This window comes from Microcella pacifica, from assembly GCF_009371975.2.
GTDB lineage: Bacteria > Actinomycetota > Actinomycetes > Actinomycetales > Microbacteriaceae > Microcella > Microcella pacifica.
The window spans coordinates 1-11413 of record NZ_VIKT02000037.1 but is presented as its reverse complement, the minus strand read 5'-3'; the positions used below and the strand labels follow the sequence as shown (position 1 = coordinate 11413).

At 64.2% G+C, this 11413-nt stretch carries 11 protein-coding genes; 9 read left to right on the top strand and 2 right to left on the bottom strand.

What is annotated here, in order from left to right; genetic code table 11:
• The first annotated feature begins 221 nt into the window (after positions 1-221).
• Entirely contained in the window at positions 222-1190 is a 969-nt protein-coding gene (locus tag FK219_RS12945) for an IS481 family transposase (RefSeq protein WP_101852925.1), read from the top strand.
• A gap of 230 nt (positions 1191-1420) precedes the next feature.
• On the opposite strand, the gene FK219_RS12940 is transcribed toward FK219_RS12945, so the two are convergent.
• The gene (locus tag FK219_RS12940; RefSeq protein ID WP_024476692.1) at positions 1421-3028 is read right to left on the bottom strand and encodes a recombinase family protein; all 1608 of its coding nucleotides are present in this window, start codon (positions 3026-3028) and stop codon (positions 1421-1423) included.
• Positions 3029-3644: 616 nt separating this feature from the next.
• Here FK219_RS12940 and FK219_RS12935 point away from each other — a divergent pair.
• From FK219_RS12935 to FK219_RS14205, 8 genes are all read left to right on the top strand, one after another.
• Positions 3645-4430: an IclR family transcriptional regulator gene (locus tag FK219_RS12935; protein ID WP_152584285.1), complete on the top strand. Its 786-nt coding sequence runs from the start codon at positions 3645-3647 to the stop codon at positions 4428-4430.
• A 101-nt stretch (positions 4431-4531) separates the two neighbouring features.
• Positions 4532-5212 (top strand): 4-carboxy-4-hydroxy-2-oxoadipate aldolase/oxaloacetate decarboxylase, encoded by a 681-nt coding sequence (locus tag FK219_RS12930; RefSeq protein ID WP_152584284.1) that lies wholly within the window; start codon positions 4532-4534, stop codon positions 5210-5212.
• Positions 5209-6336, top strand: a complete 1128-nt coding sequence (locus FK219_RS12925; protein ID WP_152584283.1) for a 4-oxalomesaconate tautomerase — start codon at positions 5209-5211, stop codon at positions 6334-6336. Before FK219_RS12930 ends, FK219_RS12925 begins: the two co-directional genes overlap by 4 nt.
• Positions 6333-7352: an amidohydrolase family protein gene (locus tag FK219_RS12920; RefSeq protein ID WP_152584282.1), complete on the top strand. Its 1020-nt coding sequence runs from the start codon at positions 6333-6335 to the stop codon at positions 7350-7352. The genes FK219_RS12925 and FK219_RS12920 overlap by 4 nt, the downstream gene beginning before the upstream one ends.
• A complete protein-coding gene (locus FK219_RS12915; RefSeq protein ID WP_152584281.1) occupies positions 7349-8242 on the top strand; it encodes an amidohydrolase family protein in 894 nt (297 codons plus the stop codon). Before FK219_RS12920 ends, FK219_RS12915 begins: the two co-directional genes overlap by 4 nt.
• Before the next feature lie 2 nt (positions 8243-8244).
• Positions 8245-8643, top strand: a complete 399-nt coding sequence (gene ligA, locus FK219_RS13865; protein WP_152584280.1) for a protocatechuate 4,5-dioxygenase subunit alpha — start codon at positions 8245-8247, stop codon at positions 8641-8643.
• Positions 8643-9491 carry a class III extradiol dioxygenase subunit beta gene (locus tag FK219_RS12905; RefSeq protein WP_152584279.1) on the top strand — a complete coding sequence of 283 codons (849 nt, stop codon included), beginning with the start codon at positions 8643-8645 and terminating at the stop codon, positions 9489-9491. Before ligA ends, FK219_RS12905 begins: the two co-directional genes overlap by 1 nt.
• The gene (locus FK219_RS14205; RefSeq protein WP_152584278.1) at positions 9488-10438 is read left to right on the top strand and encodes a Gfo/Idh/MocA family oxidoreductase; all 951 of its coding nucleotides are present in this window, start codon (positions 9488-9490) and stop codon (positions 10436-10438) included. Before FK219_RS12905 ends, FK219_RS14205 begins: the two co-directional genes overlap by 4 nt.
• 30 nt (positions 10439-10468) lie before the next feature.
• On the opposite strand, the gene FK219_RS12895 is transcribed toward FK219_RS14205, so the two are convergent.
• On the bottom strand, positions 10469-11266 hold the full coding sequence (locus FK219_RS12895) for an NAD(P)-dependent oxidoreductase (RefSeq protein ID WP_152584277.1): 798 nt from the start codon (positions 11264-11266) through the stop codon (positions 10469-10471).
• Between the last annotated feature and the right edge of the window lie 147 nt (positions 11267-11413).

Genomic DNA, 11413 nt, shown 5'->3' with positions numbered 1-11413 from the left:
TGCCCGACACCACCCGCGGCATCAAACTACGCCCCGCGAGCTGACCCCCGGCTTCGCGGGCATACTTAACTGGGGCACGGGAACCATTTCGCGGGCATTCCTACATGAGGCACCTCGGATGTACCCGGCCATGAGGTTGGTGGCGTTTCCGGTCTTGTGAAAGGGGAGAACCTCCGGGCTTAGTGGAGATGTCTGACGTCTTCACGAACTCGGAGGTTCTCGTGTCCCACCGTAATGCCCGCTTGACCGTGCACGGCAGGCTGCTCATCGTCCATCGTGCCGGTGCCGGGTGGAAGCAGGCGCATATCGCCGCGGCAATGGGCGTGTCCCGACGCTGCGTGAAGCGGTGGCTGGACCGCTACCGCGCCGAGGGTGAAGCCGGTCTCTACGATCGCTCCTCGCGGCCTCACCACGTCGCCAACCGCACCCCCGATGCCAGGGCCGCGGCGGTGGTCGCGATCCGGAAGAAGGAACGAGTCGGCCGTGACGAGGTCGCGGCCCGCACCGGGGTGCCGGCGCGGACGGTGTCGCGCATCATCGCCCGGTCCGGGCTGCCTCGTCTGGTCGATCTGGACCCGATGACCGGGGAGCGGATCCGCGCGTCGAAGACCACAGCGGTCCGCTATGAACGCGAGCAGCCCGGCGAGCTGGTGCACATGGACGTGAAGAAGCTCGGTCGCATCCCCGACGGCGGCGGGTGGAAGGCGCACGGCAGAGCGATGGGCTCCACAGCCGCCCGGAAACAGACCGTCGTCGGCTACGACTACGTGCACTCCGTCGTCGACGACCACTCCCGGCTCGCATACTCCGAGGTCCTCCCCGACGAGAAGGGCCCGACCTGCGCCGCGTTCCTCGAACGCGCCATCGGCTACTTCGCCGCGCACGGCATCCCCCGCATCGAGCGGCTGATCACCGACAACGCCTGGGCCTACCGATGGTCGCTGCGCGGCGTCTGCGGCGCGCACGGCATCCGGCAGAAGTTCATCAAACCGCACTGCCCGTGGCAGAACGGCAAGGTGGAGAGGTTCAACCGGACCCTGCAAACCGAATGGGCCTACCGGCAACCGTTCACCTCGAACGACGACCGCACCGCAGCACTTGACCCCTGGCTCGAGCACTACAACACTGGACGACGCCACTCAGCCCTCGGAGGCAACCCCCCGATCAGCCGACTGCAACCAACGTCCTGACCCCGTACAACTAGATGTTGTGGTTTGCCTGTCGTACCTGTCTACATGGATACCTCGACGCAGACCACCACAACCACGCCCGAACCAGCCTCGACCGATGCCCCCGAACCACTCGGCGCACGCCTCGCGCGGGAGAGCCGCGCAGCGCAGGGCCTGCCTCCGGTCATCGCTGACCCACGGGTGCGTGAGCAACTGCAAGCCCTCTGCGGCCTGCCGAAGGCGCGGGGGCGTTAGGCGCGCCAGACGAACTCGACCCGATGTGCGAGAATCCCCGCCCGGTACACCTCACGGCGGGCATGAAACGCTTCGACGGTCTCATTGCGCCGCCTCGCCGGTGTCGCGCCGTTCATCCCCCTGGGCAGGGCGTGAACGAGGACGGCTTCAAGGACGAGACTGGCGGCCTGGTGCTGCCACATCGGGGTACGGTCGGCCCACTCCTGTGCGACGGTCGTCATATCAATCGACGGGCCAGTGTGCTCCGGCACCGTGGCGGCGTACTCGCGGCGGGTGCGTTCGATGCGTTCGGCGATCCGTGAGCGTTGCCGCACCCACATCGACTTGTCGATCAACCCGTCGTAGTAGTCATCATCGAGCCGGGCGAGGCGTTCCCGGTCGGCATCGAGCGTCGCGGCAAGCCCCACTCGTGCGGCCTGATCCGCGCCCGGAGACTGGCGCTTGGCGGGGTTGAGGGTGATCTGCTCGAACGTCGCGAGCACGGCTTCCTCCACGAGTTTGGTGAGGTCGCCGGAACGGATCGAGCGGTTGCACCCGCCCGGCACCTGTTGCACACACTGATACACCTGGCCGCGATGCAGCATGGCGCGTCCGCAGGTCGAGCAGCGGATCAGACCCGAGAACGGATACAGCCGTTTCGCCGCCCCACTGCCGGGCTGATGGAAGTTTCGGGCCTGCTTGCGGGCATCGAGCACATCGGAGACCTGCTGCCAGGTGTCCTCGTCCAAGATCGCGGGCCACGCGGCGGTCGTCTGCATCAGGGAGGTTTTCGACCGGGTGCCGTCCGGCAACAACGGTCGATACTCCCGTACCCCCTTGATCGAGGGGTTGCGCAGCACCAGTTTGAGTGTCCGATCCGACCACCGGCACCCGTGCGTCGTACGGATACCCCGCCGGTTCCAGTCGGTGAGAATCCGGTACAACGTCTCTCCGGCCAGCACCCGCCGCGCGGCTTCCCGCACCAACTCGGCAGCCTCGGGGTCGATCACGAGCGTGTGGTTCTCGGCGCGGTAGCCGAACGGCACCTGCCCACCATGCCAAGTGCCCTCGATGGCCTGCTGCTTCGCCGCCCGAGCGACACGGCGGGCGGTGTCGGCTGAGGACTTGTTCGCCATCGCGACCAGCACCCGCGCCATCGCCACATCAGAATCCGTATCCAACCTCAGCGAGCCGGTCACGGAGCGGACGCTGAAGCCGTTGAGTACCTTGGCGTCGATCAGGTCTTCCAAGTCTCTCGGGTCGCGCACCGCCCGATCCAGGTCGTAGGCGATCATCACCCCGGCGCGCTGCTCGCTGAGGTGCTTCAACATCGCGCGGAACTCCGGGCGCACCACGCGCCGCACCCGCTCACCCGTCGGGAGTGTGATCGTGCGCTGCTTGAACGCCGACGTGTCGTTCTCCCGGTACACCTGGGCGACTTCCCACCCGTGCGCTGCCGCATACGCCCGGCAGTCAGCTTCCTGCCGGTCAACACCGCGCTCGGTGCCCTCGGGATCATCACTGATCCGCACATACACCACCGCCCGCAACGACGGCGACGCCTGCGCCGTCGCCTGGTCGTTCGGCTCATTGCCTGCGGTTCGTTCCTGCTGATCGTGGCTCATCTCAGCCACCGCCTTCCTAGCTCTCATCGAGAGGTAGGTGCGTTTACAGAACCTCGGCCAGGTCGACTATCCCTTGGCCGTCAAAAAGTCGGTGGCGATGACTGCGCCGATGAACGGTCCGCAGCTGAAAAGGCAGGCGCGGCCCGAAGATCCGAGTATCCGATCGGAGAGCTAACGGTCGCTGCGCCCCGCAAACGCGACAGCAAACCTGCGGCTCTGCCAGACATGCAATAAGCCGAGCATGGACGGTGCTCGTCGAGTCCTAAAGCAAACACGTCATGCGTCGTCGGTCGCGTCCGAAAACGCTGCCCGCGGCACACTGATTTCGGACGCGAGTTCTGCAACTCCACGGCCCAGCGAATCCCTGCTTCAGGGCCGGCACTGCTTCGGGTGTCCGAAAACCTTCGTTTGCGGACGAAGTCATGCTTGGTCTCTAGGCGATGACCGGCAGCCAGATCCTTGGACAGGTTGAGCTAGGTTCCGTTTCGTCCGGCAGGTCAAGTTGTCACCGATTCCTTCCTCGCGCCCAGCCGGGGAATAGTCCGTGGCGGAGGTCAGTCACATCAACCGTCGCCGAAACGGACCGGCTCGAGTGACGCCTCGATAAACTCCTGAGATGGTCGAGCCGCTGACTGCCTCTCATACAGTGACAGGGCGCGTGTTCGCGGTGCTCGACTCTTTCGATTCCCTTCACCGACGACAGTCTCTCGCTGCGATTTCGCGTCGAACAGGGTTGCCGCTCACCACCGTGCACCGGCTGGTGCATGAGCTCGAGAAGCATGCGGCACTTGTGCGAGGGGCCGACCGAGACTACGAGATTGGCAGCAAGATTTGGCGCCTTGGCACGCTCTCGTCGGTGCACGTTGAGTTGCGCGAAGTCGCGCTGCCCTACATGGAAGACGTCTACGAGCTCGGCAATGATGCCGTTCAGGTGGCCGTGCTCGATGGCCTGCGCTGCCTCGTCGTCGACCGTATCGCCGGCTCGCGCACGATCTCGGTGCTCAGTAAGCCCGGCTCGCGCTTGCCCCTGCACGCGACGGGCGTCGGCAAGGTGCTGCTGGCTTTCGGGGGTGCTGAGCTCCAGGACGCTGTGCTCGGCTCGCTCGATCGATACACCGACCAAACGATAACCGACGCCGCGACCCTGCGCTCGCAACTGTCGACCATCACCTCCCAGGGCTTCGCGATCACGGGAGAAGAACTCGCACCGGGCGCCATCTCGGTCGCCGTGCCCTTGCGGGGCAAGGGGGGCGCGGTGATCGCGGCGCTCGGCGTTGTCTCATCGAGCGATAACACGGCGATCTCGCGCATGGTGCCGGTGTTGCAGATCACGGCGGCCGCCATTTCGAAGAAGCTCGCACAGATCGGCCTCGGCGAGGCGTCTCGACTGCGCGCTGAGTAGACACGATCCGACCTTCCGCTGAGCGGAATTCTCTCTAGCCTTGTCGCTCGATCTGCCGTTATCTGTTCTCACGCGCATCGTGCGCAGTTCGAAGGAGAACCATGGCCCGCGTCGTTCGAGGAACGCCCCGCACCCCTCTCGAGATCGTTGACGGACTCGCCGATCTCGGTGTCGCGACCGTTCACGAGGCGCAGGGCCGCATCGGACTTCTGGATATCCGCCTTCGCCCGATTTTTGCCGCCAAGGTCGCGGGCAACGCGCTCACGTGTGAGGTCGCTCCCGGCGACAATTGGATGATTCACGTCGCGGTCGAACAAGCTCAACAGGGAGACCTGCTCATCGTCACCCCGACGAGCCCGTGCGACGACGGGTACCTCGGTGACCTTCTTGCCGAGAGCCTCATGGCTCATGGTGTGCGCGGCCTCGTCATCGACGCGGGCGTGCGCGATGTCGCGACCCTCACCGAGATGGGCTTTCCGGTGTGGTCGAAGAACGTGGGTGCGCAAGGCACCGTCAAGGCGACCCCGGCCAACGTGCAAACGCCTATCGTCATTGCCAATCAGTGCGTGAACCCCGGTGATGTGGTCATCGCCGACGTCGACGGCGTTGTCGTGGTGCGCCGCGAGGATGCTGCTGCCGTGCTCGAGAAGGGCCTCGCTCGCGAAGCCAACGAGACGAGCAAGCGCGAGCGGCTTCGAGCCGGCGAGCTCGGTCTCGACATCTACGGCATGCGCGAGGCGCTCGCCGCGAAGGGCCTCATCTACGAGGACTACGCCGAATGACGGCGAGGCCGGCGGTCAGTGCGGCAGCCTCCCCGCAGGTGGCGGTGCCGTGTTCTGTCATGCGAGGTGGAACATCCAAAGGGCTGTACTTCATCGCCGACGACCTGCCGACCGATCGCGCGGCGCGCGACCGTTTTTTGCTCGCGGCCATGGGCTCGCCCGACGTGCGCGAAATCGACGGCATGGGCGGCGGGCATCCGTTGACCTCGAAGGTGGCGGTCGTGAGTCGGTCGCAGCGCGCGGGCATCGATGTCGACTACTTGTTCTTGCAGGTCTGGCCTGATCGTGCCGAGGTGAGCGACCAGCAGAACTGCGGCAATATCCTCGCCGGAGTCGCACCGTTCGCCCTCGAGCGCGGCCTCGTTGCTGCACGGCACGACGTCACTCCCGTCACGATCTTCATGGTCAACACCGACTCAACCGCCACGGCCTTCATCGAGACCCCCGGAGGCATCGTGAACTACGCCGGCACCGCGGCCATCGATGGTGTGCCCGGAACCCATGCGCCGGTCATGATCAATTTCGAAGATGTTGCAGGCTCGAGTTGCGGGGCGCTCTTGCCTACCGGCAATGCCATCGACGTCGTCGACGGCGTCGAGGTCACGTGCATTGACAACGGGATGCCCGTGGTCTGTCTCACGGCGTCAGACTTCGGGATCACCGGCTACGAGACCCCTGCCGAGCTTGAGGCGAACACCGAGCTACGAGCGCGCATCGAAAGCGTCCGGCTCGCGGTCGGAGAACTCATGAACCTCGGTGACGTGACGAACAAGACCGTGCCCAAGATGAGCCTGCTCTCGCCGGCGCGTGACGGGGGATTGCTGAGCACGCGCACCTTTATTCCGCATCGTGTTCACGAGTCGATCGGCGTTCTTGGGGCCGTGTCGGTGGCGACCGCGTGCATGCTCGAGGGCAGCGTGGCTGCGCGCATCGCGGGCCTCGCGAGCATCGGCGATGAGCTCCAGGTCGTGGTCGAGCATCCGACCGGATTCTTCACCGTGCACATGCAGGTCGACACCTCCAGCGGTGAACCCGTGGTGACCCGATCTGCTCTGCTTCGCACCGCTCGCATGCTCATGTCGGGCGACATCTACGTACCCGCATCAGCCTGGAGCACCTCATGATCATCGACAGTCACGGCCACTACACAACGGCTCCTGAGCTGCACAACCAGTGGCGCATCGACCAGCTGGCGGCCTTTGCCGCTGGTGAGCCGAGCCCCGCGTACCCCGAGATCTCTGACGACATCATTCGAGCGTCGATCGAGCAGAACCAGCTCAAGCTCATCACCGAGCGAGGCAGCGATCTGACCATCTTCTCGCCGCGCGCGTCAGCGATGGGGCATCACGAGGGCGACCAGCGCATCAGCCTCGAGTGGACGATCGCGTGCAACAACCTGATCAAGCGCGTCGTCGACCTGTTTCCTGACACGTTCATCGGTGTCGGCCAATTGCCGCAGTCGCCGGGAGCAGACCTCACCGCGACGATCGCCGAACTCGAGCGCGTCGTCAACGAGTTGGGGTTCATCGGCGTCAATCTCAACCCTGACCCCAGTGGAGGCCAGTGGCAGACCGTGCCCCTCACCGATCGGTACTGGTACCCGCTCTACGAAAAGATGGTCGAACTCGATGTGCCCGCAATGGTGCACGTCTCGGCCTCGTGCAACCCAAACTTTCATGCCACGGGTGCGCACTACATGAACGCCGACACGACCGCCTTCATGCAACTCATTCAGGGTGACCTGTTCGCCGACTTCCCGTCGCTGCGCCTCATCATCCCGCACGGCGGCGGCGCGGTGCCGTACCACTGGGGGCGCTACCGCGGTCTCGCCGACATGTTGCAGAAGCCCGATCCCAGCACACACGTCATGAACAACGTCTTCTTCGACACGTGCGTGTATCACCAGCCGGGCATCGACTTGCTCGTCGAGGTCATCGAGAACAAGAACATCCTCTTTGGTTCGGAGATGATCGGCGCTGTGCGCGGCATCGACCCGACGACCGGTCACTACTTCGACGACACGAAGCGGTACATCGATGCGGCCGACATCACTGACGATGATCGGGCGCGCATCTTCGCGGGCAACGCGCGAGCGGTGTTCCCTCGCCTCAATCAGGCGTTGGAGGCTCGCGGCCGATGAACGCGCCAGCCTTTGTGAAAGATGCCGACTGGCTCGACTGGGACCCGTCGCCGACCACACCCCGCTTCGTTGTGCCCGCGGGCGCGGTGGATGCTCACTGCCACGTGTTCGGCCCGGGCGACACCTTTCCGTTTGCTCCTGAGCGCAAGTACACGCCGTGCGACGCCAGCCGCGAGCAACTCTTCGCGCTTCGCGACTTTCTCGGGTTCACGAAGAACGTCGTCGTGCAGGCAACGTGCCACGGAGCCGACAACTCGGCATTGCTCGATGTGCTCGAGCACTCTGACGATCAGGCGCGAGGCGTCGTGACGGTCACGACCGATGTCACGCAGTACGAGCTTGAGCGCATGCACGAGCTCGGCGTGCGCGGAGTGCGCTTCAACTACGTCAAGCGACTCGTTGACCCCCGGCCCGACGAGTACTACCGCGAGATCATCGCTAAGATCGCTCCCCTCGGGTGGCACGTCGTGTTGTACTTCGAGCCCACTGACCTGGCCGAAAAGAGAGGCTTCTTTTCCTCGCTCGGGGTGCCCCTCGTCATCGACCACATGGGCCGCCCCGATGTCACGAAACCACTCGACAACCCTGAGTTCGCGATGTTCGTCGACTTTGTGCAAAACACGCCCGACGTGTGGACGAAGGTCAGCTGCCCCGATCGCCTCACCGCGACGGGCTCTCCGCTCTATGCCGACGTCGTTCCGTTCGCCCAGACGATCGTCGACGAGTTTCCCGATCGAGTGCTGTGGGGTACCGACTGGCCGCACCCGAACATGAAGAAAGAGATGCCCGACGACGGCATTCTCGTCGACTACGTGCCATCGATCGCGACGACCGCGGCACTGCAGCAGAAGCTGCTCGTCACCAACCCGACCACTCTGTATTGGAGCTGATCATGAAACCTGACTTTCACCAGTTCGACGACATCCCGGGCACCACGATCTTCACGATCGAAAAGGCCCGCGCGGGGTTTCACTTGAACCAGTTCTGCATGAGTCTGCGCAGCGCCGAGAACCGCGAGCGTTTTCTGGCCGATCAGCGCACCTACCTCGACGAGTGGGAGATGACGGAAGAGCAGAAGCAAGCGGTGATCGACCGCGACTTTCAGAAGATGCTCGACACCGGCGGCAACGTCTACTTCTTGTCGAAGATCTTTGCGTCTGAGGGACTGTCGTACGTGCAGGCCGTCAGCACGATGACCGACATGACCACCGAGCAGTACCAAGCCATGATGCTCGCGGGCGGCCGCAACCTTGAGGGCTGGCGTTCGAAGAAAGAAAGAGGCGAGGCATAGTGGCACGCATCAGTGCAGGTATCGCGACCAGTCACGTTCCCGCAGTGGGCGCGGCCATCGACATGGGTCGCACCGACGAGGACTACTGGAAGCCGATGTTTGACGGCTACGAGTTCTCGAAGCAGTGGATGCGCGAGAACACTCCTGACGTCGCCATCATCGTCTACAACGACCACGCTTCGTACTTCGGCATGGAGATCATGCCGACGTTTGCGATGGGAATTGCCGACTCGTTTGCGATCTGCGACGAGGGCTATGGCCCGCGACCGGTTCCCGTGGTCGAGGGTGCCCCCGAGTTGGCAACGCACCTGGCGGCATCCCTCATTCTTGACGACTTCGACATGACGGTGCTGAACGTGCTGGAAGTCGACCACGGCCTCACGGTGCCGATGTCACTCATGTTCGGTACGCCCGATAAGTGGCCCACCAAGGTGATTCCGCTGCCGGTCAACGTCGTCATGTACCCGCAGCCGTCAGGCGAGCGGTGCCTCTCGATCGGCAAGGCGATTCGCCGTGCGGTCGAACAGTTCGACGGCGATCTCGATGTTCAGGTGTGGGGTACCGGCGGCATGAGCCACCAGATTCAGGGCGCTCGGGCGGGTCTCATCAACCTGCCCTGGGACAAGCAGTTCATGGACGACCTCATCAACGAGCCCGAGGTGCTGCAGTACAAGCCGCACCTCGAGTACATGGTCGAGGCGGGCTCTGAAGGGGTTGAGCTCATCATGTGGCTCATCATGCGCGGGGCCCTCGGCGAGCACGTCGACGAGGTCTACCGTTTCAACCACGTGCCCGCCTCGAATACCTCGGTCGGCCACCTCATTCTCACTCCGAAGGAGCACTCGTGACCGTCAATCTTGCCGTCGTCGGACTCGGAGCGTTTGGCCACAAGCACCTCGACGCGCTCACCCAGATCGGCGACGCAACGATTCGCTACGTCGCCCACAGTCGCATGGAGGTCGCGACCGAGGTCGCGCAGAAGTACGGTGCCGAGAAAGCGTTCACCGACTACTCCGAGTTGCTCGCGCAGGACGACCTCGACGGCGTCATTCTGGCGACTCCGACCCACATGCACCACGCGCAGACGCTCGAGGCCCTGCGTGCGGGCAAGCACGTCATGGTCGAGATTCCGATGGCCGATTCGCTTGCCGGCGTGCAAGAGATCGTCGACGTGCAGCGCGAGACTGGCCTGATCGCGATGGCGGGCCACACGCGCCGCTTCAACCCCTCGCACCAGTACCTGCACCACAAAATCGCTGCGGGCGAGCTCGAGATTCAGCAGCTCGACGTGCAGACCTACTTCTTCCGGCGCTCGAACATGAACGCGCTCGGTGAGCCGCGTTCGTGGACCGACCACCTGCTGTGGCACCACGCCGCCCACACGGTCGACCTGTTCCAGTACCAGACCGGCGAGAAGATCGTGACGGCGAACGCGGTGCAGGGGCCGAAGCATCCCGAGCTCGGTATTGCGATGGACATGTCGATTCAGTTGGCGACCGACACGGGCAAGATCTGCACCCTCTCGCTGTCGTTCAACAACGATGGCCCGCTCGGCACGTTCTTTCGGTACATCGGCGACACGGGCACCTACCTCGCGCGCTATGACGATCTGTTCACCGGTAAAGAAGAGCAGATCGACGTGTCGCACGTCGACGTGTCGATGAACGGCATCGAGTTGCAAGACCGTGAGTTCGTGGCTGCGATCAGCGAGGGGCGCGAGCCCAACTCGAGTGTCGCGCAGGTGCTGCCGTGCTACGTCGTGCTCGACGCACTGCAAAAGCAGCTCGACTACTAGCGGGGGCGCGCGCGACAAGCGCGCGGGCCGCTAGCTGACGTTCTGGCTGAACGGAATCTTCTTCCCGTGCAGAATGCGCGAGTAGTTGGTTTCGATCGCGGCGACCATCGTGCTCTCGTACCCGGTCTCGGTGAGCATTTCGACGACATCCATCATCTCGATTTGCCGGCGCTTCAGGTGCTGGGCGGTGCCCGACAGGTACCGCTTGGCCGTGTCGCTCGAGCTGGCGTCGAACTCGCGGAGAATCTCGTCGTACGCCCAGTTTTCGAGACCCATGCTCTGGGCAGCCCACAGGCAATCGATGAGCACGCCCGCCATGCCTTTGGCCAGGATGCTGCGAATCAGCTTGCGCGCAGCGGCTTCGCCGGGCACCTCTGACACGTACTCGAGAGTCATGCCGAAGGGCGCTAGCTGCTCGACGAATCGCGCGGCAGCGGGCCCGGCGACGCCCATGGGCACTTTCTCGGCGAGGCCGGGTACCGGCTTCATGATTGCCACATCGACGAACGCGTCGTCGGCGAACAACCCCGCGAGTCTGCGTTTAAGCGCCGGCGTGCCCGTATTGAGATCGGCGAAGATCGCACCGCTTTCGAGTAGTGGAGCAACCTGCTCGGCCACCTTCAGAGACGCAGTCGACGAGTTGAGCGACAACACGATGTCGGCTTCCGTGACGACCGTCGGCAAACTGTCCGCAAGGGGAACCGAAGCATGACTGGTGACAGCGGGGTCGAAGCCGACGACCTGGGCACCCGCCTTGAGCAACCCCGTGGCAATCAATGACCCGGCCTCGCCGAGCCCCACAACACCGACGCGCACGCGATCACTCATGCCCTCATCCTCCCACCCCAGCACTCTCGTGTCGACGACGCTTGAGTTCTGGACGGTTCCGACGCTGGAAAAGTGAACGGTTGCGGGCAGTCTAGCCAGCGGTGTTGTCGGTCGTGGTGCGGCTGCTGGGGAGACTGTCGATGCCTC

Coding starts and splice junctions, on each gene's coding strand:
- FK219_RS12895 (WP_152584277.1), bottom strand. CDS start 11,266: ATGAGTGATCGCGTGCGCGTCGGTGTTGTGGGGCTCGGCGAGGCCGGG.
- FK219_RS12930 (WP_152584284.1), top strand. CDS start 4,532: ATGGCCCGCGTCGTTCGAGGAACGCCCCGCACCCCTCTCGAGATCGTT.
- FK219_RS12940 (WP_024476692.1), bottom strand. CDS start 3,028: ATGAGCCACGATCAGCAGGAACGAACCGCAGGCAATGAGCCGAACGAC.
- FK219_RS12915 (WP_152584281.1), top strand. CDS start 7,349: ATGAACGCGCCAGCCTTTGTGAAAGATGCCGACTGGCTCGACTGGGAC.
- FK219_RS12920 (WP_152584282.1), top strand. CDS start 6,333: ATGATCATCGACAGTCACGGCCACTACACAACGGCTCCTGAGCTGCAC.
- FK219_RS12935 (WP_152584285.1), top strand. CDS start 3,645: ATGGTCGAGCCGCTGACTGCCTCTCATACAGTGACAGGGCGCGTGTTC.
- ligA (WP_152584280.1), top strand. CDS start 8,245: ATGAAACCTGACTTTCACCAGTTCGACGACATCCCGGGCACCACGATC.
- FK219_RS12925 (WP_152584283.1), top strand. CDS start 5,209: ATGACGGCGAGGCCGGCGGTCAGTGCGGCAGCCTCCCCGCAGGTGGCG.